General features: G+C 45.5%; 26 protein-coding genes. 8 read left to right on the top strand and 18 right to left on the bottom strand.

Going from position 1 to position 25,347, the window contains the following annotated elements:
- The first annotated feature begins 114 nt into the window (after positions 1-114).
- From ABDB98_RS14615 to ABDB98_RS14595, 5 genes are all read left to right on the top strand, one after another.
- Entirely contained in the window at positions 115-1,044 is a 930-nt protein-coding gene (locus tag ABDB98_RS14615) for a polyprenyl synthetase family protein (protein WP_224223773.1), read from the top strand.
- On the top strand, positions 1,041-1,211 hold the full coding sequence (gene comX / locus ABDB98_RS14610; protein ID WP_045208751.1) for a competence pheromone ComX: 171 nt from the start codon (positions 1,041-1,043) through the stop codon (positions 1,209-1,211). Before ABDB98_RS14615 ends, comX begins: the two co-directional genes overlap by 4 nt.
- Entirely contained in the window at positions 1,189-3,540 is a 2,352-nt protein-coding gene (locus tag ABDB98_RS14605) for a sensor histidine kinase (protein WP_269449355.1), read from the top strand. Before comX ends, ABDB98_RS14605 begins: the two co-directional genes overlap by 23 nt.
- Before the next feature lie 80 nt (positions 3,541-3,620).
- Positions 3,621-4,265 carry a response regulator transcription factor gene (locus ABDB98_RS14600; protein ID WP_016938117.1) on the top strand — a complete coding sequence of 215 codons (645 nt, stop codon included), beginning with the start codon at positions 3,621-3,623 and terminating at the stop codon, positions 4,263-4,265.
- 21 nt (positions 4,266-4,286) lie between these two features.
- Positions 4,287-4,670 (top strand): hotdog fold thioesterase, encoded by a 384-nt coding sequence (locus tag ABDB98_RS14595; RefSeq protein WP_016938118.1) that lies wholly within the window; start codon positions 4,287-4,289, stop codon positions 4,668-4,670.
- A 39-nt stretch (positions 4,671-4,709) separates the two neighbouring features.
- On the opposite strand, the gene mnhG is transcribed toward ABDB98_RS14595, so the two are convergent.
- Genes mnhG through ABDB98_RS14560 form a run of 7 tightly spaced genes read right to left on the bottom strand, consistent with a single transcriptional unit; the run spans position 4,710 to position 10,479 of the window.
- Positions 4,710-5,084, bottom strand: coding sequence for a monovalent cation/H(+) antiporter subunit G (mnhG, locus tag ABDB98_RS14590; protein WP_438420498.1), 375 nt, complete (start codon positions 5,082-5,084; stop codon positions 4,710-4,712).
- Entirely contained in the window at positions 5,068-5,352 is a 285-nt protein-coding gene (locus ABDB98_RS14585) for a Na(+)/H(+) antiporter subunit F1 (RefSeq protein WP_438420497.1), read from the bottom strand. Before ABDB98_RS14585 ends, mnhG begins: the two co-directional genes overlap by 17 nt.
- A complete protein-coding gene (locus ABDB98_RS14580) occupies positions 5,352-5,828 on the bottom strand; it encodes a Na+/H+ antiporter subunit E (RefSeq protein WP_060964425.1) in 477 nt (158 codons plus the stop codon). Before ABDB98_RS14580 ends, ABDB98_RS14585 begins: the two co-directional genes overlap by 1 nt.
- A 5-nt stretch (positions 5,829-5,833) precedes the next feature.
- Positions 5,834-7,315: a Na+/H+ antiporter subunit D gene (locus ABDB98_RS14575; RefSeq protein ID WP_438420496.1), complete on the bottom strand. Its 1,482-nt coding sequence runs from the start codon at positions 7,313-7,315 to the stop codon at positions 5,834-5,836.
- Positions 7,308-7,649, bottom strand: a complete 342-nt coding sequence (locus ABDB98_RS14570) for a Na(+)/H(+) antiporter subunit C (RefSeq protein ID WP_003152063.1) — start codon at positions 7,647-7,649, stop codon at positions 7,308-7,310. The genes ABDB98_RS14575 and ABDB98_RS14570 overlap by 8 nt, the downstream gene beginning before the upstream one ends.
- Positions 7,649-8,080 (bottom strand): Na(+)/H(+) antiporter subunit B, encoded by a 432-nt coding sequence (locus ABDB98_RS14565; protein WP_007613424.1) that lies wholly within the window; start codon positions 8,078-8,080, stop codon positions 7,649-7,651. Before ABDB98_RS14565 ends, ABDB98_RS14570 begins: the two co-directional genes overlap by 1 nt.
- On the bottom strand, positions 8,077-10,479 hold the full coding sequence (locus tag ABDB98_RS14560) for a Na+/H+ antiporter subunit A (protein ID WP_438420495.1): 2,403 nt from the start codon (positions 10,477-10,479) through the stop codon (positions 8,077-8,079). The genes ABDB98_RS14565 and ABDB98_RS14560 overlap by 4 nt, the downstream gene beginning before the upstream one ends.
- A gap of 240 nt (positions 10,480-10,719) precedes the next feature.
- Between ABDB98_RS14560 and ABDB98_RS14555 the strand changes: the two genes are divergently transcribed.
- A complete protein-coding gene (locus tag ABDB98_RS14555; protein ID WP_438420494.1) occupies positions 10,720-10,938 on the top strand; it encodes a hypothetical protein in 219 nt (72 codons plus the stop codon).
- A gap of 44 nt (positions 10,939-10,982) precedes the next feature.
- Here ABDB98_RS14555 and nupQ read toward each other — a convergent pair whose 3' ends face one another.
- The 6 genes from nupQ to malK form a co-directional block, all read right to left on the bottom strand.
- Positions 10,983-11,942 carry a guanosine ABC transporter permease NupQ gene (gene nupQ, locus ABDB98_RS14550; protein ID WP_016938126.1) on the bottom strand — a complete coding sequence of 320 codons (960 nt, stop codon included), beginning with the start codon at positions 11,940-11,942 and terminating at the stop codon, positions 10,983-10,985.
- Positions 11,943-12,989 carry an ABC transporter permease gene (locus tag ABDB98_RS14545; RefSeq protein WP_438420493.1) on the bottom strand — a complete coding sequence of 349 codons (1,047 nt, stop codon included), beginning with the start codon at positions 12,987-12,989 and terminating at the stop codon, positions 11,943-11,945. It abuts the gene before it with no gap.
- Positions 12,982-14,514: an ABC transporter ATP-binding protein gene (locus tag ABDB98_RS14540; protein WP_438420492.1), complete on the bottom strand. Its 1,533-nt coding sequence runs from the start codon at positions 14,512-14,514 to the stop codon at positions 12,982-12,984. The genes ABDB98_RS14545 and ABDB98_RS14540 overlap by 8 nt, the downstream gene beginning before the upstream one ends.
- A 139-nt stretch (positions 14,515-14,653) precedes the next feature.
- Positions 14,654-15,727, bottom strand: coding sequence for a BMP family lipoprotein (locus ABDB98_RS14535; RefSeq protein WP_016938129.1), 1,074 nt, complete (start codon positions 15,725-15,727; stop codon positions 14,654-14,656).
- Between the two features lie 399 nt (positions 15,728-16,126).
- Entirely contained in the window at positions 16,127-16,834 is a 708-nt protein-coding gene (locus ABDB98_RS14530) for a response regulator (RefSeq protein WP_060964433.1), read from the bottom strand.
- Positions 16,827-18,428 carry a malate sensor histidine kinase MalK gene (gene malK / locus ABDB98_RS14525; protein ID WP_047476995.1) on the bottom strand — a complete coding sequence of 534 codons (1,602 nt, stop codon included), beginning with the start codon at positions 18,426-18,428 and terminating at the stop codon, positions 16,827-16,829. Before malK ends, ABDB98_RS14530 begins: the two co-directional genes overlap by 8 nt.
- Positions 18,429-18,602: 174 nt before the next feature.
- On the opposite strand from malK, the gene ABDB98_RS14520 reads away from it, so the two are divergent.
- Positions 18,603-19,160: a YufK family protein gene (locus tag ABDB98_RS14520; protein ID WP_045925838.1), complete on the top strand. Its 558-nt coding sequence runs from the start codon at positions 18,603-18,605 to the stop codon at positions 19,158-19,160.
- 14 nt (positions 19,161-19,174) lie between these two features.
- Here ABDB98_RS14520 and ABDB98_RS14515 read toward each other — a convergent pair whose 3' ends face one another.
- The 3 genes from ABDB98_RS14515 to ABDB98_RS14505 form a co-directional block, all read right to left on the bottom strand.
- Entirely contained in the window at positions 19,175-19,588 is a 414-nt protein-coding gene (locus ABDB98_RS14515; protein ID WP_438420491.1) for a thiol-disulfide oxidoreductase DCC family protein, read from the bottom strand.
- A gap of 21 nt (positions 19,589-19,609) precedes the next feature.
- Positions 19,610-21,484, bottom strand: a complete 1,875-nt coding sequence (locus tag ABDB98_RS14510) for a transglycosylase domain-containing protein (protein WP_101605400.1) — start codon at positions 21,482-21,484, stop codon at positions 19,610-19,612.
- 90 nt (positions 21,485-21,574) lie between these two features.
- Entirely contained in the window at positions 21,575-22,819 is a 1,245-nt protein-coding gene (locus ABDB98_RS14505) for a multidrug efflux MFS transporter (protein WP_076982538.1), read from the bottom strand.
- A 151-nt stretch (positions 22,820-22,970) separates the two neighbouring features.
- On the opposite strand from ABDB98_RS14505, the gene kapD reads away from it, so the two are divergent.
- Positions 22,971-23,588, top strand: a complete 618-nt coding sequence (kapD, locus tag ABDB98_RS14500) for a 3'-5' exonuclease KapD (protein WP_438420490.1) — start codon at positions 22,971-22,973, stop codon at positions 23,586-23,588.
- A 24-nt stretch (positions 23,589-23,612) separates the two neighbouring features.
- On the opposite strand, the gene ABDB98_RS14495 is transcribed toward kapD, so the two are convergent.
- Entirely contained in the window at positions 23,613-23,999 is a 387-nt protein-coding gene (locus tag ABDB98_RS14495; RefSeq protein WP_438420488.1) for a kinase-associated lipoprotein B, read from the bottom strand.
- Positions 24,000-24,044: 45 nt separating this feature from the next.
- Positions 24,045-25,328 carry an ATP-binding protein gene (locus tag ABDB98_RS14490; protein WP_438420487.1) on the bottom strand — a complete coding sequence of 428 codons (1,284 nt, stop codon included), beginning with the start codon at positions 25,326-25,328 and terminating at the stop codon, positions 24,045-24,047.
- Positions 25,329-25,347: the final 19 nt, after the last annotated feature.

The following is a 25,347-nucleotide window of genomic DNA, read 5'->3' as shown; positions in this document are numbered from 1 at the left end:
GTCTTTTTTTTATGCATTTTTCACCCATTTCATGGATAAAGTATTATACGATTGTTAAAAAAACAAAAACCCGCTGTCTTTCATCACCTGCATTTAGTAAAATAGAATGGGAGGGTGAAGACAATTATTGAGCAAATGTGTTTAGATGCCGAAACGATTAAAGAGAAGATGAAGGGGATTGTAAATGATAATCTTTACAATTCAGATTTGATCAGTCTGCTATGCTCTTTTATTGAAACCAAAGAATCCTTCCTTTTTGGAAACCTGGCATATCAGCATTACATAGCATTTCAAGGAGAAAATCTCAAAGAAATAGAGATGTTGGCTGCAGGAATTGAATTGTTAATCTTATCATTTGATATTTTAGATGATCATGAAGATGAGGACAATGGAAGTGCTCTTTGGATGAAAATAGATCGCTCAGTATCGTTAAATGCCTCAACTACTCTCTATACAGTTAGTATACAGTTCATTAATTCTCTTTGTACAGTTTCTGATTTTTCTCGGTTGGCTTTAAATTATGCATTAGAGGCTATGCAAGGGCAGCATGATGATCTAAAGAATTCGGCTGAAACGGAAGAAGAATGTCTCGCAATGATAAAACATAAATCAGGTTCACTTATTGCGATGCCATGTGTTTTAGGAACTATGCTTGCGTGTGGAGAGTATAACAAAACTGTTGAGAATTATTCCTATTTTATGGGGATTGTGAAACAAATAGAGAATGATTATCACGGGCTGTTTAATAGTGAACGCAGTGATATTAACAAAAAAAGAAATAATTTAGTTTTATTATACTTAAAACGAAAATTTAATCCGATGTCAGTATCAATCCTCAATATAATGAATTCAAACAGGGAGTATCAATTATTGCTATCTGATATAAACTCATTTAAACAAAAACTTTGGGAGGCCGGAGTGACTCAATATGTTTCGGTTATGATCAGAGTATACGAGGATAAAATAATGACTGAATTAAACAAACTCAATATTAAACTTGAATTTTTCAACTATAAATCATTGAATGAGGGCGCACCATTATGAACCAAGACATCGTAAATTTTTTAATGAGAAATCCAGAGGTTGTGGAAAAGCTAGGAAGGGGAGAAGTGAGCTTAATAAGTATTCCTGACTCGCTTATTCCTGATATTATTAAAATCTTTAACAATAAATTTAAAATAGGGAATGATGATCCTGCTTGGCGTACTTAAAAAACAAGTGAACCATGGTATTTTGAAGAAGTTTTTAAAGTTTTTTTCGGTTGCCTTATTATTGTTTAGTATTTTCTATTTTACTTTTGTAATATATTATACTCAAAATGGAATAATTATAGGTACCAATGTCGTTCAAGTTTCTAATCAAGAACTGAAAGTCGTTGATATGACAAGGTCCTCCTATGGAAGATTAATGGGGTTGGAAATTGGAGACAAAATTGTTGAAATAAATGGACATAAACCAAATAAAGAAAATATTTATGGCTCTTACCTAGCTAAAGTTAGACAATTAAAAGTTGAGCGTAATGATAAGTTAATTAAATTAGATAACTTTGAATTTATCTATTTAGATAGCCCGTACAGTTTCTTTTCATATATTGTACCAAGTATTTTTTATTTACTAAGTTTAATATGTATTTTTTACATCTTTAGAGTTAACTTAAAGAAAGACAGCATATCGGCATATATTCTGATTTGTTTTTTGCTATGTATATCTATTGCTTATTTAAGTGCCGGAGGAGTGACAAGGGGTTACCCTATAAATCGTTACATTAATCTTTATACATTTTTAGCAGTGCCTGTTTTGTATCTTAATTTCCTGTATCAATATTTTAAAGAATTAAACGTGAAATTTTCACGAGGGATTTATATTTTAATTTTATATAATTTGCCTTTAGTGAATATCATATGTGAACTTTTTGAGAAACATATAAAGTATAATGTGATTACAAGCCTTAATCTCTTAACTTTTTTATTTGAAATGATGGTGGTTTATGTATGTCTTATACTTTATCAAATAAAGCATAGAAAAAAAGATTTTGCTTATTTGTTAAAAGTATTATTAGTATCTAATACCATTGCATTCTTACCTTTTACTTTATTATATATTGTTCCTCTTGTGATCTTTGGGCAATATGTATATAGTGCGGTAATCACTGCACCTTTTCTTTTGCTTATACCGTTAGCGCTGGTATATCAGTTTGTTGTTAATAAGATATATAATATTGATTTTTTGCTGGGGCGCCTGCGTTATTATTGTTTATTAGCGGTTATCCCTACAATTGGAATCGTTTGGGTTTTTGTTGTGTTTATGAACAAAAATAGAGATTTTAATACTTTTCAAATCACCTTGTTTGTTTTTCTGATTATGCTGTCTGTTTTTTATTTTAAAGAAGTGTTGGACTATAAGTTCCGCTTAAAGCGTTTCTCAGAAAAGTATAATTATCAAGATAGTATTTTTAAATACACACAATTGATTAAAAGTGTGTCAGTCTTGAACCAAGTTTTCACACATCTTAAAGCGACGATTTTAGATGTTTTGCCAGTAAGCAAAGCTTATATATTTGAAATTAGTTCTGGCGGAGAAATTGTGTATTTTGACAAACAAAGTACAGAACCAAATTGGTATCCCTATAAAGACAAATTTGAAAAGGTCAATTCGGAAATCGGCAAAATCATTGAGATTAATCAAGGGTTCCTCATGAAAATTGGCGAGAGAGGAACAAGTTCTTATGTTTTGCTTTGTTTATCAAGCATAAATACGCCGAAACTTACAATGGATGAGACTTCATGGCTGAAGACGTTATCATTTTATACCAGTGTATCGATGGAAAACGTTTTGCAAATTGAGGAACTTATGGATCACCTTCAAAACCTAAAACAACAAGGCTCAAACCCGGTCTGGCTCAAAAAGCTGATGTTTACGATCGAGGAAAAGCAGCGGTCGGATCTGGCCCGTGATCTGCATGATTCGGTGCTGCAGGATTTGATTTCTTTGAAGCGTCAGTGTGAGCTGTTTCTGGCTGATTTTAAAAGAGAAGAGCCTTGCCAGTTAGAGGTGCAGGACAAGCTTCATCAGATGAATGAGCAGATGTCGGATGTCATTTTGATGACCCGGGAGACGTGCCATGAGCTTCGGCCTCAGCTGCTGTATGATTTGGGTCTGGTCAAGGCGGTATCCAAGCTTGCCGCGCAGCAGCAGGAGCGTGCGCCGTTTCATATCCGTCTGAATACGGGACGGTTTACGGCGGCGCTGGATTTGGATACGCAGCTGAATTTGTACCGCATCATTCAGGAATTTCTTTCGAATGCCATGAAGCATTCACAGGCCAATGAGGTGCTGATTATGCTGATCAGCATTCAAAATAAAGTGATTCTGCATTATGAAGATGACGGGGTCGGGTGCAATCAGGAAGAAGGCGGCGGACAGTCGATGAGCATGGGGCTTTCGGGCATTAAGGAGCGCGTCCGGGCGCTTGACGGCCGGATGAAAATCGACACAAGTGAAGGAAATGGTTTTAAAGCGGATATTGAAATGGAATTGTAACCAATTTATCACCAAATCGACTTGGCAGAAGCCAAGTCTTTTTAATAAAATGGAAATGAATGAGTAAAAGGGAGGAAACCATGAAAAAGATACTAGTGATTGATGATCATCCGGCTGTCATGGAGGGCACTAAGACGATTCTGGAAACGGACACGAATCTTTCTGTCGATTGCCTCAGTCCCGATGCCAGTGAACAGTTCGTTCTCCGGCATGATTTTTCAGCTTACGATCTCATATTAATGGATTTAAATCTGGGTGATGACCTCAGCGGCATAGAGCTTTCCAAGAAAATCTTAAAAGAGAATCCTCTCTGTAAAATCATTGTCTACACAGGCTATGAAGTTGAAGATTATTTTGAAGAATCCATTCGCGCGGGCCTGCATGGCGCCATCAGCAAAACCGAATCTAAAGAGAAAATCATGCAATACATATATCACGTGCTCAACGGACAGATTTTAGTTGATTTCTCCTATTTCAAACAGCTGATGACCCAGCAAAAAACAAAAACGTCTTCTTCCCCTCAAAGTGAGCAGGATCGGTTAACTCCGAGAGAGCGCCATATTCTCCAAGAGGTCGAAAAAGGTTTGACCAATCAGGAAATCGCCGATGCGCTTCACTTAAGCAAGCGGTCGATTGAATACAGCCTGACATCCATTTTTAATAAGCTGAATGTCGGCTCCCGCACTGAAGCGGTGCTGATCGCCAAGTCAGATAATGTACTATAAACTTTGAAAGGAGAATGATCTATGAATCTGAATCATACATTGCTCGGCGCACTCGGCATTGAAATCACTGAAAACACGGCGGAGAGATGCGTCGCGGTTATGCCGGTGGATAAGAGGACGGTGCAGCCTTTCGGATATCTGCACGGAGGCGCCTCCGCAGCGCTGGCGGAGACTGTTGCAAGCATCGGCGCCCAGCATTTTATCGACCAGTCGAAACAGGCCTGTGTCGGGCTTGAGATTAATGCCAATCATTTAAAATCCGTGAAAGAGGGCGGTACGGTCACGGCGATTGCGGAACCCGTTCACACGGGCAGGACAACCATTGTGTACGGGATTAACATTTTCGATGAAAGAGAAAGACTGATCTGTGTGTCCCGCTGCACGCTGGCTGTTATAACAAAATAAACAAACAGCCGGAACCCTGAATCGTCCGGCTGTTTGTTTTTACAAATATGAATCTTCTTTTCGTTTGATCACAAAGTTTCTGATCCCTTTATAATCATCCTGAACGCTTCGTTTATCAAGCGCCGTTCCTGAGTTATACGCGGCTCTGCATATGAGGTGCGCCCCGACCGGCGCCGTCAGCAGGATAAAAATGATGCCGAGCAGTATTTTTACGGAAATTTCTCCGGTCACCATCCACAAGTAACCTAACACACCGAGCAATATCAAATTAACGCCGAGTGTCGAGCCTTTTGAAGAGGCGTGGGCGCGTGTATACATGTCAGGAAGTCTGAGTGTGCCGAAAGACGCGACCAGGCAGATCAGCGATCCCATCAGAATACAAACGGCGACGGCCCATTTAACGATTTCGATCATTTTCGATAATCTCTCCTTTCTCCAAAAACTTAGCGAAGGCAATCGTGCCGATAAATGATAAAATGCCGAGCAGCAGAATGATGTCCAAAAAGGCCGTTGTTCTTAAGAGGATGGATACGAGCGCGGTCATGGCAATCAGATTGATGCCGATCCCATCAAGCGCGACGACCCGGTCCGGTATTGTAGGCCCTTTCATGACTCGAATGACGTACAGAAGCGTCGAAACCGCCATAATGCCGAGTGATAATTGCAGAATAAACGTAAACATCAGCGGCTCACCTCCTGAATGGCTTTCTCAAAAGAGACGCGGATGTCATGAATCGCTTTCTCCGCATCCTCAATGTCCATGGCGTGTATATAGAGAATCGACCGGTCATCGGAGATATCCATCACAAGCGTACCCGGTGTCAGAGTGATTAACAGCGAGAGCAGTGTGATCTCCCAATCCTCCGTCAGTTCCGTCTTAAACGCGAAAATGCCCGGGCGGATGTTCATCTTCGGCGAAATAACAGTTTTCAGCACGCTGACATTGGCCAGATATAATTCTTTTATAAAGATCAGCATCAGTCTGATGACCGACCATATTTTCCAAATGTAAAACGGCCGCGAGAAGAAGCGCCGGAAAAAAAACAGCGCCGCCAAGCCCGCGATAAATCCGGTAACAAATCCCGCCGCGCTGAGGCTGTTTGTGAGAAACATCCAGCAAACAGCGAGAAGAACATTTAATAATAGTTGCAAAGCCATGCCATCTACTCCTTCAAAACAGCTTCAATGTATTTTTCCGGATTCAGCAGATTCTCAGCCGTCTGATTGACATACGGTGAAACCCATTCGGTTCCGAGCCCGAACAGAAGCGACAAAAGGAGAAAAGCGGCTGCCGGATAAAGAAGCCCTTTTGCGGACCGTCCGCCCGCGCCCGGGATTTCTTTTTCTTCTCCCCAAAAAGCCGTCGTAAAAACCTTCAGCACGGAATACAGCACAAGCAGGCTCGACAAGAGAATCAATACGGAAAACAATGTTTCCCCCTGATCAAAACCGCCTTCAGCAATCTTCAGCTTGCCCACAAATCCGCTGAACGGCGGGATGCCGGCCAAAGATATGGCGGAGATAAAGAACATCCAGCCCAAAACGGGATAACGGGTGATCAGGCCGCTCATTTTATGCAGACTGGCCGTGCCGGTCAGCGTGATAAGCGTTCCCGCCAGCATAAACAGCGCTCCTTTAATCAGCATATCGTGAATCAAGTAATAAACCGCTCCTTGAATGGAGGCCGGGGTGTTCATGGCGATGCCGAATAAAATCACGCCGACGGCTGTAATAATATTATAGATGACGATTTTCATGACATCCGAAAAGGCGATAGACCCGATTACGCCGAATAATACCGTCAGCATCGCAAGCCACATCATCAATTGGCGGGTAAAGCCTGCATCGTGAATGAAAATCAGGGTGAATACTCTCAAAATGGCGTACAGGCCGACTTTCGTCAAAAGAGATCCGAATAAGGCCGAAATCGCAGCCGGCGGGGCGTAATAAGAGCCCGGCATCCAGAAATACAGCGGGAATATCCCGCCCTTTAAACCGAAAACGACAAGAAATAGGACGCCGATGACACTTATCAGCCCGGTCTGGCCCGATTGGCTGATTTTCACGCTTAAATCAGCCATATTCAGCGTCCCCGTCACCGCATATAAGTAACCGACACCGATGACAAAAAACGCGGATGACACAATGTTAAACACGATATACTTCAATGATTCTCTTAATTGAATTTTCGTTCCGCCAAGCACGATCAGCATGTAGGATGCGATAAGCAGAAGCTCAAAAAAGACGTACATGTTGAACAGGTCACCCGTCAAAAACGCTCCGCTTACACCCGCCAGAAGAAACTGCACCCCTGAATAATAGAAAGCGCGCTCCCGTTTTTCTCCGATAGAGCGGAAGGAGTACAAAATGACGAGCAGCCCGATGACGGCGGTTGTCAAAACAAGCAGTGCGGCGAGCTGGTCAGCGGCGAGCACAATGCCGTACGGCGCTTTCCATCCGCCGAGTGTCAGTGTCTGAATTCCGTGTGTAAAAACCGTTTGAACGAGAACGGCGCTGATGGCGATGGAGACACAGGAAGCGGCAGTGCTGAATATCCGCATCAGCATCACGTGCCTGTTCATAAAAATCAGCAGCACTGCGCAAAGCAGCGGCACCAGAATAGGCAATATCACAAAGTTATTCATGTTGATCATTTCCCCTCATTCGATCCATATCGTCCGTTTTCAGTTCCTGATAGGCGCGAAACGCCATCACAAGCAGGAAGGACGTGACGCCGAACGAAATAACGATCGCCGTCAGTATGAGTGCCTGCGGCAGCGGATCGACAAACGATGTGCTTTTTCCGCCCAGTATGGGAGGGGCGCCTTTTTTCAGTCCGCCCATGGTCAGAAGCAGCAAATGGACGCCGTGGCTTAAAAGCGCGGTGCCGATAATCACGCGCAAAAGACTTTTAGAAAGCAGCAGGTAGGTTGCCGCCATAAACAAAATACCGGCAATGACAGACATTAAGATTTCCACTATTCTTCCTCTCCAATCGTTTGAATAATGGTCATCGTCACGCCGACAACAACGAGATACACACCTAAATCAAACAAAGTGGCCGTCGCAAGCTCCGTATTCCCGAGCACCGGGAGATGAAAATGGCCGAATGTATGGGTGAGAAAGGGCGCTCCGAATAAGAACGAACCTGCACCCGTTGCAATCGCGATAAGCAGACCCGCGCCCGCTACATAAATAAAATTGACGGGCAAAATCGACTTGACGGTTTTTAAATCAAAGGCCAAAAGCAAAAGCACAATGGCCGAAGATGTAATCAGCCCGCCGACAAATCCTCCGCCGGGAGCGTTATGCCCCGATAAAAATAAATAGAAAGAGAAAAGCAGAATGATAAAAGATACAAGTTTCGTTGCCGTCTGAAGGATGATGTCGTTTGTTTTTTGCTGTCTCAACGCTCTTCTCCCTCCTCTTTTACTTTCGTTCTGATCATGCCGTAAATGCCGAGTGCAGCAATCGACAGCACCGTGATTTCAAACATCGTGTCAAATCCCCTGAAATCAACGAGGATGACGTTGACGATATTATTGCCTCCGCCAAGCTTATGGCTGTAAGCCGTGAAAAAAGAGGCGATACTGTCTTTTGTTTTTTCGCTGGAAGATGCGATTCCGAGCATTGTCACGATGACGCCGACACCGAGAGAAATGATAAAATTCGTCAGCCGGAATGTTCTGGTCTTCTTTTTCCGCCGCATTTTCGGCAGATGATAAAAACAAAGAAGAAACAAGGCGACGGATATCGTCTCAATGACAAGCTGCGTAAGCGCCAGATCGGGCGCTCTGAAAATCACAAAAAACAGAGCGAGCGTATACCCGACAACTCCGAGTGAGATAATGGCCGTCAGCCGCGATTTGGCGAATACAGTCGCAATCGTTGCGCTCACCATAACGAGCGACAGCACGATTTCATACAGACCGATCTCAGCCATTCCTTTTGTTGTGATGGAAAAGCCGCCTTTCATCACGAACGCCGCTCCGATGAGAATGATAAACGCCGCAAAAATATACAGCAGATAATCCCGCAAAAATCCGGTCATATAAGATGACGTCAGCTGGTAAGATTTTTTTTCCATACTGCCCGTCACTGCATTGTAAAGCCGATTCAGCGTCAGTTTTTTCGGAAACAGACCGTACAGCCGCTCCCATTTAGACAGAGACACATAACCGATCGTGCCGACAATGATAATGCCGACGGTCATCAGCACTTCAGCCGTCACACCGTGCCACTGGGAAATGTGGACATGGAATGTATCTCCGCCGGTTAACAGAGCCGGATAAATGGAATTCATCGCCGGTTCAATCAGGCTGTAGGACAAAACATTCGGTGCGAAAAACAGACTGACGGCGCAAGCGGCAAGAATCACCGGCGAAATCAGCATGCCGAGCGGAGCTTCATGCGGCGTCTTTTCAAGCTGATCCGTTTTGCGCGCGCCTCTGAACGTTCTGAAAAACAGCTTCATGCTGTAGATAAACGTGAAGACGCTGCCGATCCAGGCCAGAACGGGGAACAGCACGCCCCACGTATCCAGGCTGAAAATATCTGCATGAGCAATCCGCAGCATACTTGTAAAGAACATTTCTTTACTTAAGAAGCCGTTAAAAGGAGGGAGGCCGGCCATGGAAAACGTTCCGATCAATGAAACGGTAAACGTTACCGGCATGAGCGCCATCAGTCCGCCGAGCCTGCGGATATCCCTCGTTCCCGTTTCATGGTCGATAATGCCGACCGCCATAAATAAACTTCCTTTAAAAGTAGCATGGTTAATTAAGTGAAACACAGCCGCGGTCACAGCCGCCGTGAAATACTCCGAATGCTGATAATGAAGCGCGGCGGCTCCTGCGCCAAGCATCGATACAATCATACCGAGCTGGCTGACTGTGGAAAAAGCCAGAATCGCTTTTAAATCGGTTTGTTTAATCGCGTTGAAGGAAGCCCATACCATCGTGATCAGACCGACTGAGGCAACCGTCCAAAACCAGACGGGTGAAAATGCAAAAACCGGACTGAATCTGGCAATCAGATAAATGCCCGCTTTCACCATTGTTGCCGAGTGCAGATAGGCGCTGACAGGAGTCGGGGCTTCCATGGCATCAGGAAGCCAGATGTAAAACGGAAACTGCGCTGATTTCGTAAAGGCCCCCAATAACAGGAGAATCATTGCCGGAATAAAGAACGGATGGCCGGCGATAATATGCACCTGGTTGACCATTTCCCTGATACTGAATGAGTCCGTCATCAGATACAGCAGGATAAAGCCGCCGAGCATGCACAGTCCGCCGCCGACGGTAATCAGCAGTGATTTTTCCGCACCGTAGCGTGATTTCTCCCGCTTATGCCAATACCCGATTAATAAGAAGGATGACAGGCTTGTCAGCTCCCAGAACATATAAAGCACAATGACGTTATCGACGAGCACAACGCCTAGCATCGCGCCCATAAACATCAGCAGGTACACGTAAAAGGGGCCGAGCTTTTCTTTGTCCTTCGATAAGTAAAAAATACTGTAAAGTGTCACCAAAGAGCCGATGCCCGTAATCAATAAAGCGAATAACAGCCCGAGTCCGTCAATATAAACGGTATAGTTAATGCCGAGGGAAGGAATCCATTCGGCCGCATACCGGACGGTTTCTCCCGCCATTGTCAGCGGGAGCTTGCTGATAAAGTAAACAAACAGCACAACGGGCAACATCAGCACAAACCAGCCTGTATGGACTTGTTTTACCCGTTTATAAAGAAAGGGAACGATAAATGCAAATAAAAAAGGCGCCAAAATCGCGAAATGTAACAGCTGCAACAGAAGACCTCCTTTGCTTGTTTTTCATCAAGCAACTGCTTTATGTAAGAGTGAAAAATCAATTCACGGTCATAGGACCCAGTACAAATTATATCGCACTTTTTTTTACCCTGCTATGGCATAATGTATTCCTCTCTATGTTTTTGTGGTCTTTTGAACCTAAAATAAATTTATCAAATATCTGGATCTTTGTATATACATTTAGCTTTCAGATCAAGCTTTACAAAAGGAGCTGGTCAGATGAAAAGAAAGGCGGCAGCCTGTATTGGAATATTTTGTTCTATTATCGCAGGAACATTCATAGCGGACGATTTCTGCAAAGGGAGGCAGGAGATGGAGGCAGATGAATGGGAGTGTTTTTTTCTCGGGACAGAATACGCGCACGACAAGCTGAGTGCGGCTGAATCAATGCAAAAGCCGTTTCAGCCGCGTGAATATATCAGAATCGTCAAAAGATGAAAAGAGTTCCGGCATCAGGGCGCGGAACTCTTTTTGTATGATGATCAGCGTTTTCCTTTAATATAAGGGATGCCGTTGGCTTTAGGCGCATCCGCGCGGCCGATGAAGCCGGCAAGCGCGAGAATGGTCAGAATGTAAGGAGCCATCAGCATGTATACATTCGGAATGTCTTTGAACAGGGGCAAAAGCGAGCCGATAATGCTCAAACTCTGCGCAAATCCGAAGAACAGCGCAGCCCCGAGCGCGCCGATCGGATGCCATTTGCCGAAAACAAGCGCGGCAAGAGCGATAAAGCCTTGTCCGGAAATGGTGGAGTGCGTGAAATCAAGCGCGATTGTAGAAGCATATACACCGCCGCCGAGCCCGCCGAACAGCCCGCTGATCATGACGCCGATATAGCGCATGGCGAACACGTTGATTCCCATCGTATCTGCCGCCATCGGGTGTTCCCCGACAGAACGGATGCGAAGGCCGAACGGTGTTTTGAATAAAATAAACCAAGAAACAAAGGCCAATACGATGGCTAAAATCGAAGTATAATATACGTCAGAAAAGAAGATCTTTCCTAAAACCGGAATATCGCTTAACCCCGGAATGTTCGTTTTGTAAAAGGGCTCCGGGATTTTATCAGTCTGCGCCTTGCCGTATATCAGCTTAACGATAAACAGCGTCGCTCCTAACGCGAGCATATTGATCGCCACCCCGGTTACCGTCTGATCGGCGCGGAAAGAAACCGCGGCAGCCGCGTGAATCAGCGAGAACAGCCCGCCGGCAATCATAGCCGCAGCCAGGGCGAGCCACGGGGCAGCGGCGCCGAGCTCACGTCCGAAAAATAAGTTGAACATGACGCTTGTAAAGGCGCCGATAATCATCAGGCCTTCCAGACCGATGTTGACAACCCCCGATCTTTCAGAAAACACGCCGCCGAGAGCGGTTAAAATAAGCGGAGCCGCATAAACGAGTGTGGCCGGGACAATAATGGATAAAATCTGGAGGAAGTCCACTTACTTCGCCCCCTTTTTCTTCAATTTATCAAGGATGAGCCGGATGGCGTAGCTTGATGCCACAAACAAAATAATAATGGCGATGACGATGTCAACGACTTCAGAAGGCACACCGGATTCAATCGGCATATTTAAGGCGCCGACTTTAAGGCCGCCGAGAAGACAGGCCGCAAGAACCACGCCGATTGCCGTGCTGCCCCCTAGAAGCGCAACCGCGATGCCGTCGAAGCCGACTCCGGTAAATGCGCCTTTAACCGCCGCGTATTGAAAGGTTCCGAGTCCTTCCATCGCGCCGGCAAGCCCCGCGAAGGCGCCGGAAATCATCATGGCATACATCATATTTTTTCTGACGCTCATCCCGGCGTATTGTGCTGCGTGCTGATTAAAGCCGACAGCCCGAAATTCGAATCCGCTTTTTGTTTTATAAATGATAAACCACATGAAGACTGCTGCAAACAGAGCGATCAGTATCCCCAAATGAAGGCGGGAGTAGTCTGTCAGCTGCTCTAAAAACGGCGAGCGGAGCGACGCGCTTTCATGAATTTTGTCTGTTTTGTCCCTGTGGTCCGTCATGACATCGGATATGAGGTAATTGGTTAAATGAAGAGCGATATAATTCATCATGATCGTGACAATCACTTCGTGAACAAAAAAACGGGCTTTTAAAAATCCGGGAATCAGCCCCCAAATGCCTCCCGCGGCAGCAGCCGCCAATAACGAAAGCGGGAGGTGGATGTAAGCGGGAGCGTCAAAGGAAGTCCCGACCCAAACCGCGGCCGTCCAGCCGACAAGGAGCTGTCCTTCAACACCGATATTGAACAGGCCGGTCCGAAATGCGAACGCCACGGCCAATCCGGATAAAATATAAGGCGTAATCTGCCGGATTGTTTCCCCGAGATAATACATTTCACCGAAAATGCCGTTCCAAAGAGCGGAATACCCGCTTGCCACATTGTAGCCGCTGGCAAGCATGATGACCGCACCCGCAGCCAGACCAAGAATGATGGCAATCAGCGGCACAGCCAGATGAGAAAGTCGCTTAATCATGTATGTTCCCTGCCTCCATTTGCTTACTTCCCGCCATTAAAAGGCCAAGCTCCTGCTCGTCTGTTTCCGGCGGATTGACGTTTGCGATGATGCTGCCTTCAAAGATGACGGCGATGCGATCGCTGAGATTCATGATTTCATCAAGCTCAAAAGACAACAGCAGCACAGCTTTACCGGCGTCACGCTGCTCAATGAGCTTTTTATGGACGAATTCAATCGCGCCGACATCGAGCCCCCGCGTCGGCTGGGCGGCAATTAATAGATCGGGATTTCTGTCCACTTCCCGGCCGATAATGGCCTTTTGCTGATTTCCTCCCGAGAGTGCGCGCGCGGGCGTATATTCATCAGGCGTTCTGACGTCGTATTCTTCAATCAGGCTTCGCGCTTTGTCATAAATCGCGTGTTTATTTAATATGCCGAAAGAAGAGTAGGGCTTTTGATAATAACTTTGCAGGACGATATTTTCTCCGATCGGAAAATCCAGAACGAGTCCATGCTTATGCCTGTCCTGGGGGATATGCCCGATTCCTGCTTCAGTGACTTTCCGCGGCGGCATGTTTTGCAGCTGTTTGCCGTTTAACGTGATCGTGCCGGCATGTGTTTTTCTGAGACCTGTAATGGCTTCGATTAATTCAGATTGGCCGTTGCCGTCAACGCCCGCAATGCCGACGATTTCACCGGCTCTGACAGAGAGGGAGAGCTGTTTGACCGCCTCAACGCCGCGCGCGTCTTTCACCGTTACATCAGAAAGCGAAAGCACTTCCTGTTTCGGTTCAGCCGGCTGTTTATCCGTCTTGAATGAAACTGCGCGTCCGACCATAAGGCTTGCCAGTTCATCCTGATCCGTATGTGCTACATCGAGTGTTGTAATGCCTTTTCCTTTCCGGATGATGGTGACACGGTCGCAGACTTCCATGATTTCTTTTAATTTGTGGGTGATGAGGATAATGGATTTTCCTTCATTGACCAGGTTTTTCATAATCTGAATCAGTTCTTGAATTTCGTGCGGGGTCAGCACCGCGGTCGGCTCGTCAAAAATGAGAATGTCCGCGCCCCGGTAGAGGGTCTTTAATATTTCCGCCCGCTGCTGCATACCGACAGAAATATCGGCAACTTTAGCTTCAGGATCAATCTTCAGGCCGTAACGGTCGGAAATATCGCGCACGTCCCGGGCGGCGCGCTGTCTGTCAATCCGTCCTAATGTTTTCGGCTCTTTTCCGAGAATAATATTTTCTGAGACGGTAAAGGTATCCACAAGCATAAAATGCTGGTGCACCATTCCGATGCCGAGATCGTTGGCTATGTTCGGGCTGTTGATGTGAACACGTTCACCCCGCACCCGGATTTCGCCTTTTTCCGGCTGATACAGGCCAAATAAAACGTTCATGAGTGTCGACTTCCCCGCGCCGTTTTCCCCGAGCAGGGCGTGTATTTCACCTTTTTTCACTTGAAGCGTGACGTCATCATTGGCAACGATTCCGGGAAACTCTTTGCGTATATTAAGCATTTCAATGATATAATCCACCGATTTGACGCTCCTTTTCAGAGATGCTTTGATGAAAAAGCTTGGCAAAAGAAAAGCTGCAAGAGATGCAGCTCTTCCTTCACCGCTCTTTCCAAAAAAGAGAGGGGATAAGCATGAAAGTCTCCTTATCCCCTGATTCTTACTCAGCCTTGAAGGATTTCAATTCTTTTTCAGTTGAAGGGATCTCGAGTCCGTCCGCGATTTTCTTCTTCCAATCGTCTGTTGCTTTGATGACATCGTCAGAAAGGTTTTCCTTGTGATCCGAGATGCCGACTGCATCCTGTGCCAATCCGTAAGTTAATGTTTTGCCGCCCGGGAATTTGCCGTCACTTGCTTTTTTCGTTAAGTCCTTCACGGCTGTATCCACTTTTTTGACCATTGATGTTAGCGTGACATTGTCTTTTGTGCCTTCAACTTGACCTTCCGCATACTGGTCTTTATCAACGCCGATGACCCATACGTTGCGTTTCGGATCTTCTTTTTTAAGGTTTTTGGCTTCCGTGAAGACGCCCGTACCCGTTGCGCCAGCCGCGTGATAAATGACGTCAACGCCTGATTTGTACATGCTTTCAGCCGTCGCTTTGCCGACATCGGCTTTGTCGAATCCGCCCGCATATTTCACTTCGACGGCCGCTTTCGGATTTGCGGCTTGTACACCGGCGCGGAAGCCGATTTCGAATTTTTTGATCAATTCAGACTCCATTCCGCCCACAAATCCGACTTTTCCCGTTTTGCTCGATAACGCAGCCGCTACTCCCGCGAGGAATGAACCTTCCTGCTCTTTAAATGTAAGGCTTGCCACGTTGTCTTTTTTGACAACGGCGTCAATAATCGCAAAATTTGTGTCTTTGCGCTGATCGGCGATTTCGCTGATGGAATCCTGCATCAGGTACCCGACGCCGTAAATCAGGTCAAAGTGTTCCCGTGCTAATTTATTTAAGTTCGTTGTGTAATCTGCATCTGATTTTGATTGGAGATAGTCAAACCCGCTTTTGCCTTTTGTAAGCCCCTTGTCTTTTCCGAATGCCTGAATGCCTTCCCAGGCGGACTGGTTAAATGATTTGTCATCGACTCCGCCGATATCCGTGACCATGCCGACGGTAAAGTTTTTGCTGCCGGAGCCGTTTGCTTTGTCACTCGAACCGCATGCGCTTAATAGCGTTCCGGCTGCTGCAATGAGCGCAACCGCCATTCCGATTTTGCGTTTTTTCAAAGATATAACCCCCCTGTAAAATATGGATGATGCCGTTTTTTCAGACTTGAACCGCCGGAAGAATACAGAATCGAAAAAACTTTCTGATAATAGTGATGAGACGTCTCTCTTTTTCCCGCTTCGAGCGGCTGTCTCGTATTAGTCCGGGACTTATGTCATATCTGAAAAGATCAGCTAACCAATCATAATTTATCATTTTACCCGGCATAAATAAATAGAAATTTGCTTATTTTTAAAAAAATATCAATATTATGAATCTACTTCCTCATTTGGATAAATCGTCGGCGGCTCCGTCGGGTCATTATTCTTATATAGCATATCAAAACGGAATCTCAAGCCTTTTGTCAGGGGATATGACAGTAAAAAGCACCGTTCACGGCGGAACGGCGCTTTTTGACATTATAAATATTGTTTTATGGTGCTGACATTGCCGGTGTTGATATGGTATTGAAAGACGGGTCTGCCGATCGTGCCGTACGCCATCTCTACGTTCAGCACTTGAATGTCTTCAAGAAATTTAAGGTATTTCCGGATGGAGACTTGCGAGATTTCAGTATGCTTGGCGAGGTCTTCCGTAGTAAAAGAGCTGTCGCCGAAAGATTCGATGCTCGCCCAGATGAGTTTAAGCGTGCTTTTTGTCAGTCCTTTCGGAAGGTGAACCTTTTCCGCCGCTACTTTCTTTTGAAAAAGCTCCGCATCTAATTCTTTCTGTGTCATGCTTCTGTGTGATTGATAAACCTTCTGCTTGCGTCTGTAGTCGGAAAGGGCGGTTTGAAAGCGGTCAAACTCAAATGGTTTGATTAAATAATCGACGGCGCCGTACCGAAGTGTTTTTTTGATGACATCCAGCTCGCTTGCGGCTGAAATGACGATGACATCGACCGATTCATTTTGTTTGCGGATTTCCGTTAAAAGCTCAAGACCGTTTTTTCCCGGCATATAAATGTCAAGGAGGATGAGGTCGATATGATGCTCGCCTAACACGTGCAGCGCGCTTTGAAAGGATGAAGCGATCCCTTTCAGCTGAAAGCCTTCAATCTGGCTGAGATAGCGTTTATTTAATTCACCCACCATGGGGTCGTCTTCAACTATGAGTACATTAATCATCATTTTCCTCCTTCGGTTCATACGGAATGCGAAGACTGAAAGTCGTTCCTTCATTCTTTTCACTTGTCACAATCATGTGGCCTTTTAAATTTTCTGTTGCCTGCTGGGTAAAATAGAGACCGAATCCCCGGTTTGTCCCTTTCGTGGAATAGCCTTGTTCAAAAATACGGGTTTGGTCTTCGGCGGACATCCCGGCCCCGGTGTCCGTAATTTCTATATCAAGCAGTCGGTCCTGAAACCGCATCGAACACGTAATGTTTTTTTTCGGCATCTGCGCCACAGCGTCAAGCGCATTGTTCAGCAGATTTCCGATAATCGTAATGAGCTCATGGATGACGGCGGGATCCGCCGCATTCGGAATCATGCTGCCGAGCTGAATGTCCAGGTCAGCGCCCTGTTCGCGTATATAGCTTTGTTTTCCCAGTAGAAACCCTGCAAGAACCGGACTTTTGACGTCGCTGATAATCTCGCTTGTTTCCGTCTTCTGCTGAATGGCGATATCCTTAATATAAGTGCCGAGATCATCATATTCTTTTAACTGGACAAGTCCTAAAATGACATGAAGCTTATTCATGAATTCATGGGACTGTGCTCTTAATGCGTTTGCATACATTTTAACACCGGACAGCTGTTCTGCTAAATGTTTGACCTCCGTTTTGTCCCTGAAAGTGGCGATCGCTCCGACAGTTTGTCCCTTCAGATGAATCGGAACCTCATTAAAAACAAGCTCAAGTCCGTTAATGCGGATATCCCTGTCCTGAAGCGGCTTTTTCGTTTCAATCACCTGCTTCAGCCGGCTTTTCGGAAGAATATCGTTCACATCTTGATCGACCGGATTAGTCGGAATACCCATTTTAATAAAGAGGCGTTTCGCTTCGGCATTGGCAAGCTTAATTTTTCCCCGCGCGTCAACCGCGAGGATGCCTTCTTTCGTGGATTCGAGCATGGCGCTCCGCTCCTCCAGCAAAGTGGCAATTTCATAAGGCTCAAGACCGTACATAATGTTTTTAACGGTGCGGGCGACAATAACGGCTCCTATGACACCGACAAAAATACTTACGCAGATAATGAAATAAAGCGGTCTCAAACTGTGGCTGACGACATCCTGTATTTTGTTAAGCGAAATTCCGACCGAAACGACGCCCACTTGTTTTTTATCTTTTCCGTAGATCGGAACGAAGGCTCTCATGGATTTCCCGAGCGTTCCCGCTGATGTGCTTGTTTTGATATGGCCGTGCATCGCCGGCTGCTCGTCTCCGCCGGTGAATTTCTTACCGATTTTATTTGCGTCGGGATGGGTGAGACGGATGCTGTTCATATCCATCACCACGACAAATTCGGTTCCTGTCGTATGCTGGACATCCAGTGTATAGTGCCGGAGCTCTTTCAGCCCTTTTCTTGTTTGCAGTGCCTGCGCGACACTCGGTGTTTCCGCGACCAGCTTTGCGGTGCGCAGGGCGGTTGTCCGTTCTTCTTCTTTCACGCGGTCTGCGGTCTGGACGCTGATGGTGAAAAAGGTGATACAAAGTGCGATAAGAACGACAATACAGACGAATATCGTTAATCGGGTTTGCAATTTTAAAGTTTTTTTCATGACAGCCTTCCTTACGTTTATCATTCCCGCGTTCTACTTTACTCCGAAAAAGCCGGTTTGTGAAGATCGGGCTCTTATTTCGTAAAAGTGAGGAAAAATGGAATTTTTTATCTTGTCAATGTGTTTTAAGTCCTCCATAATAAGTGAAGTAGATTACAGAAAGGGACTTTTTATATGAAAAATACTTATTGGACGGGTTATTTTCCGCTCGTTGCGATTCTGCTTTTTAGTTCGTCATTATCCATTTCTACCTCGCTTTATGTCATGAAAATGCTTCAGACGCTCGGCATGTATCAGGGAATGCTGGATTATTTCTCTGAGAAAGGGATCAGACTGGCGCTTTTTGCAGCGTTCGCCCTTGTGTATTTTATGCTTTTTTCGGCTTTGAAGCTGATTGCAAACACAGTGACAGAGCTGTCTCTATTGTTTTTCACAAATGACCCTGAAGGGGAAAACCTGAAAAAAATCAGATTAGGCTCTTTAATTTATGTAGGCGGCGGGATTCTTTCCTTTGCGCTTGTGCAGAACGGTTTCTGGATTGCGGCGTTTTTTGCCGTTGTCACGCTCGTTTATTTGATCTTCATGGTGTACAGAATCTATTCAACGCTCTCGGTCGTTTCGCTGATCGGTTTCATATTGCTTGAGATTCTGTTTTGGTTTACTTTTGTTATCGGTATTTTGTACATCTTTATCAAGCTTTATAATAGCATAATGGCTAGCTTACCTGTGTAAGCTAGCCATTTTTATTAGGATAGAAATCGGTTTTTGATCTCAGGGGAGGGGAGCATGCATGCTTCCTTTTTTCCGAACCATTTATAACGGCGCCGGGCGATGAAAGAATAAGCTCTGTCCCTGAGAGGGCGGGGCACTGCGAAAAAAATCGCTGACAGCCGCCAGGCCCCGGAGAGATGCCGGGCAGCCTTTAATACGGCTGCGGATTTTTTGTAGATCCGCCCGTTTTCGATAAAAATCATGCTGTCAAATTGTTCTGTCGGAAGTCCTTCTGATGCCAAAAGCTCCCGGGCGGTATCTGATTGCAATGATGCAAATGAGATCAGGCCGGCCGGATCGCGTTTAATAATGAATTGAACGGCGCCGCTGCATAAGTTGCAGACGCCGTCAAACAAAAGCACGCGGTCCGGAAGCTGAGCTGGTTTCAAGTCGGATCCCCTCCATTATCTTTAATAAGCTGCCTGCAGCGTGTTTTTCCAGATCGAAAGCTGAGGGCTTGCGTCATGCAGATATTCGACGCTTGACGGTGTATCCTTGCCGACCCATACTCCCATCGTATAAGCATCCGTCAGGCCGACAAACCACATATCGTGATAGTCATTTGACGTCCCTGATTTTCCGCCGACGTACGGAGCTTTAAAGTTCGCTTTTTTCCCTGTTCCGCTTTTCACGACGGCTTTCATCATTTCTTTGATCTGCATGTTGGTCCGTACGCTGAATACCTGCGTCGGCTCATCTTTCCATTTTAATATCGTTTTTCCTTTTAAATCAGTCACTTTCGTAATCGCGTGACTCGGCGTATAAACGCCGTTGTTTCCGAACGTGGTGTACGCATTGGTCATTTCAAGCGGCGTCATGCCGTTTGTAAAACCGCCAAGCGCCGCAGGCAGACGGTAATCCGCGCTGACCAGCTTCGCGAAATGAAACGGTTCAAGGTAGCTGAACGCCTTATTGACGCCCACGCGGTCCATGATTCTGATGGCCGGTGTATTGTACGAGTATTTAAACGCTGTTTCCAGCGTAACCGTGCCGTACGTGCGGTTATTATAGTTCTGCGGACAGTAATCCGAACTGCAGAATTTACTCGCGTCAATCTTGCTGTGCGGCGTTGCGCCGGTCTTTTCAATGTAAGGCCCGTAATCAAGCAGCGGCTTAATTGATGAACCGGGCTGTCTGTATGCCTGATAGGCGCGGTTGAAATCATATTTATGATAATCTTTCCCGCCTGAAAGCGCGATAATCTGATGCGTCTGATGATTAATCACGGCCGCTCCGCCCTGAACGCCTGCATACGGCAGATTTTGATTCACTTGGGCGACGACCTGATTTTGCATATACGGATTCAGCGCCGTATAAATCTTCACACCGTCTTTTAACAATGTGCCGACTCTATCGGAAAGCTCACTCTGTATTTTTTGTTTCGCCTTACCGGAAGCTTTTTCAAGGCGTTTGTCATAGCCTTCAGATGATGAAACAAGCTGTGTGAATTCATCATTTACATAGGAAACATAGTCAGGATATTTGTTTGTTTTTTCGTTTATATCAAGCTTGATCTTTTCCTTTTCAGCTTTTTTCAGCTGTTTTCCGGATATGACACCCGCTTTTTTTAATCCGTTAAGCAATCTGACTTGTCGTTTTTTCGTATAGTCAAAATGCTTGAGAGGATCATATAATGTAGGGTTATTAGGGATGGCGCAGATAAAGGCCATTTCTCCCAAGGTGAGAGATTTCAGCGGCTTGCTGAAATAAAATTGTGCCGCCGAACCGACACCGTATACACCGTTATTGAAATAAATCGTATTTAAGTAGCCTTCCAAAATCTCATCTTTGCTGTATTTTTTCTCAAGCTGATAGGAATAGGCCAGCTCCGTCAGTTTTCGGCTGAAGGTGCGTTCATGGCTTAAATACACATTTCTCGCCAGCTGCTGGGTAATGGTGCTGGCGCCCTGGTCAATTTTATGATCTTTGAAATTGGAGGCGGCCGCTCTGACCATCCCCATAAAGTCAAACCCTTTATGCTCATAAAAATGACGGTCTTCAGAGGTTAAAAACAGCTGTTTTACCTCATTCGGTATTTTATTAAAGGGCACGATCACGCGGTTCTCATGATCGCTGACAATCTCAGAAACAAGGCTTCCGTCCCTGTCATACATGTAACTGTTTTGAACCAGGTTGATCGCTTTTAAATCAATATGTTTATCGAGCACCTGATCAAAAGGCTTGATTTGTTTTACCTCTTTGCCGGAAGCAATAACTGTAAATGCAAACAACGGGATAATGCCGAGCAGCAAAATCCATCCGATTATTTTACGTACCATGGTCACTCTCTTTTCTCCTGATTTCTAGCCATATCGTATCATTCTTTTAAGAATACGAGAAGGTTAAATTTAGAAGAAATCGTAATTGCTGATCGGTCAGCCCGCATCAGACGCTGTATCTTTTTGCAAATGTCCGGCCAGCCATAAAAGCCCCGCGCCTGCCAAAAAGAGAAAAGCGGTGACGTAGAAAGCGGCCGAAATGGAAAAACCGCTCGACACCGCACCGCCGAGCAGAGGGCCGATTACGTTTCCGAGAAAACGAAAGCTGACGTTATAGCCGAGCACCTCCCCCTGAATGCTGCCCGGCGCCCTGACGCGGATCGCTGCCGTAATACAAGGCAGCGTCCCGCCCATGACCATTCCGAACAGAAATCTGAAGACTAAAAGGATGGAAAGGGAGGAGGCGAGCGCCTGCGGAATAAAAAACACCGCTGAGGCAATCAAAAGCACGATTAAGATCCGGCTGTGGCCGAAGCGGTCGCCGAGGTCTCCCCATTTCCGGGCAAGCAGCAAGCTTCCGAGTCCGGTCGCTGAAAACGCCATTCCGGAGAAAAAAGCTAAATTAACAGGCCCGTGCAGCTCATTGACATATAAAGCGAGCAGCGGCTGAATACTGAAATTGCCGGTCTGCACGATCATAGTAAGCACCATCATCGCCCAAAGCGCGGGCTGGTGAAAAATATAAGAGAGCACCTGTTTTCTGGAGTAGGTTTTCCGCTTGCTTTGTTTCTCGCCGAGCGGCTGCTCATTAACCTGAAATAAAACGAGAAGCACAGATGCGAAAATGACAAAAGACGTAATAAAAAACGTGTACGTAAACCCGAAGCTGTCAGCCAGCAGCCCGCCCAGCATCGGTCCGAATAAAGTGCCTGACACCTGACCCATCTGCAGCGTGCCGAGTGTTTTCCCGGCAGTCTCTTTCGGCGTCTGCGCCGAAATCATCGCCAGTGATGTCGGAACAAAGCCCGTAACAAGGCCCATAAGCAGCCGGAGGACAAACAGCTGATAAACCGATGTCACAAACCCCATCAATAAAATGCTGACGGCAATGCCGGTTCCTGTAATCAAGAGAATTTTTTTGTAGCCTCGCTTATCGCCGAATCTTCCCCAAAACGGGGAAATCACAAACGCCATTAAAAACGTGACGCCGAACACATAACCGCTCCATCTCTGCACATACCCGCCCGAATGGGGGCTGATCGTTTCGATATATAACGAAAGAAACGGAACAATCATGGTCATGCTGGCGGAAATAAAGAAATTTGTAATCCAAATAACAACGAAGTTCTTCTTACGGACAGAAATAACATCACCTTCTTTACTTTTCGTGTGTCTAATTATAAGTATATAGGAATGAATCCGGTATTTGTATTTTCGATGCGGATATAGGAAAATTCATTATTTTTAGAAAATGAAGAAAGTTTCAGAGGGGAAACTGATATACTATCATAAAATATCATTTTTGATCGGAGGAAAGGCAGGTGTAAAAAAAGTGGATCAGCGCAGTCTGCTCATTATTGATTTTGAATTTACGATGCCTGACGGAAAATACAGCCCGCAAAATTTCTTTCCCGAAATTATTGAAGCGGGGATTGTCAAGACAGTGAATGATGAAGTGACTGAAACGTTTTCGAGTTATATCAAACCGAAAAAATTCCCGAAGCTGACAAAACGATGCAAAACCTTTCTGAACATCACCCAAAAAGACGTGGACGGCGGAATCACGTTTAATGAATTCATCTGCAAATTAAATGAGCTTGACCCTGATAAAAACTGCACGATCGTCACCTGGGGCAATATGGATATGAAAGTGTTAAAGCAAAATTGCATGTTTAACCACATCCCCTTTCCATTTAAAGGAGAACTCCGGGATTTGTCCCTTGAATATAAAAACTTTTTCGGGGACAGAACACTGACCGGGCTTTGGAAAGCGGCTGAAGAGTATGGCGATAAAGGGACGGGCACACATCATAAAGCGCTTGATGATGCGCAGACGACTTATAAATTATTCAAGCTTGTCGAACGGGATAAACAATACCTTGAAAAACCGAAACCTCCGACGATCGGCGATCGCGTCGATCTGACTGAACTGTTTCGCCGGGCCACATAAAAAAACCCAATCATGCCGACTGGGTCATCGTCTTTTAAAATAGTCGCGCTCTAACGCGTCCAAGTTGGCGAGCGAACGTTCCGCCCATTCTGAGCCGTCCGCTGTGAGCTGATCTTTCAGCCGGGCAGCCGCCGCTTGTAATGAAGCCGTATAATCAGGAACTTCGCCTTCAAACGGTTTGACCATATGATGCGGTATGTTTGTCTGTTCTCCGAATGCTAGCGCTCTTCTTTCATGAAAAAACGGAACATCCGCCTGCTTCGGATGATGAAGATCTCCTTGAGCGGGATGCGTCAGAACGGCTTTAATTTTTACTAAATAGTGATTGGGTCTGACGTCTGTCACTTCCCCTATGTATACTCCTGTTTTATAAAACCCTTTTACGATTGTGCCGATTTCAAATGAATTCATTGCGTTCACCTCTCTGTTTATTCTATATAAGATCAACGCGATTGGCTAGAGAACAGCTGCCGGAAGCCTGACAGAGGCCGTGGTGCCCGAGTGCTCTCCGCTGGTGAAATAGACGGAGCCTTCATGATGCTGAATAATGGAGAATGTCACAGTAAGCCCAAGTCCGGTGCCGTTAGTCTTCAGCGTATAATACGGCTTGCCGAGTTTTTGAAGTTCTTCGTCGGACATGCCGATCCCATTATCCGTAATCTGAATGAGAATCATCTGTTCCTGTTTTTGGACGGAGACCTCGATTCGGCCGTTTTCAGAAGGCACGGCTTCAATACTGTTTTTAATCAGATTAATGAAGGCTTGTTTCAGTTTTTTTACATCCCCGAACACATATAAATCCGGCTCGCTTCGAACAGTAACGGTCACCGATTTAAAATTGGCATATGACTCCATTAAGGAACCTGTTTCCTTCACAAGCAGAGAAATATCAAACCTTTCCTTTTCGTAATCATCCTGCTTCGCCATATCGAGATAATTCGTTATGATCGTCTGAGCCCGGTCAAGTTCGGACAGCACAAGCTTCTGATACCCGGCGTGTGATTTATCCTGAAGCTGATCGCCGCTGAACAGCAGCTGCACGAAACCTCTGACGACCGTGAGCGGATTGCGGACTTCGTGTGCGACGCTTGCCGCAAGCTCGCTGACGACAGCCATTTTCTCTGAATGAATCAGCCTTGCCCGCATGGACGCATTCTCATCAATGATTTCAATCAAATAAATGCACAGCAAAAGAGCGCTGACCTGAAAAAAAACGGATACTCCCGCCTCATAATAAACGGAAGATAGATTTTGAAAGTTGAAAATATTGGTCACGGAATAGATGAAGACAGATGCGGTTAATAAGGCGGCTTCAGTACAGCCGATGAGAAGAGCGAAAATCAGTTTCTTCCGCTTTGAAAAAAAGGGCCATTTCGTTTGGAGCTGGATAGAGATGATGATTAAAAAAGGAATTAAGGATAAGAAAAAAAGAGCGGAAGGTTCAAACCATATGAGCTGGAACAAAACAGACGCTGCTCCAGCGGCAAGTCCTGCGGCAGTTCCGGAATAAAGCAGGCAGACGATAATGGGAATCAGCTGCAATCCGTAACGGACGGAATGAAGCTCCTGGATGGGAAAAGCCGTACATAATAATGAAGATGCCGCTGCAAATACGGCGACCAGCAGGCGGTTCGCTCTCGGCACAAGCAAATCGGACTTGCTGAGCCAGAAGACTTGATAGAGAAAAATAGGAAATAAAAGAAAAGAGAAGTGAAGCAGATAATCCTTTACAATCTCCATTTATGCGAAATCCTTTCTT

Origin of the sequence: Bacillus siamensis (assembly GCF_051628075.1) — a bacterium.
Taxonomy (GTDB): Bacteria; Bacillota; Bacilli; order Bacillales; family Bacillaceae; genus Bacillus; species Bacillus siamensis.
This window is presented reverse-complemented; position numbering and strand designations above follow the sequence as displayed.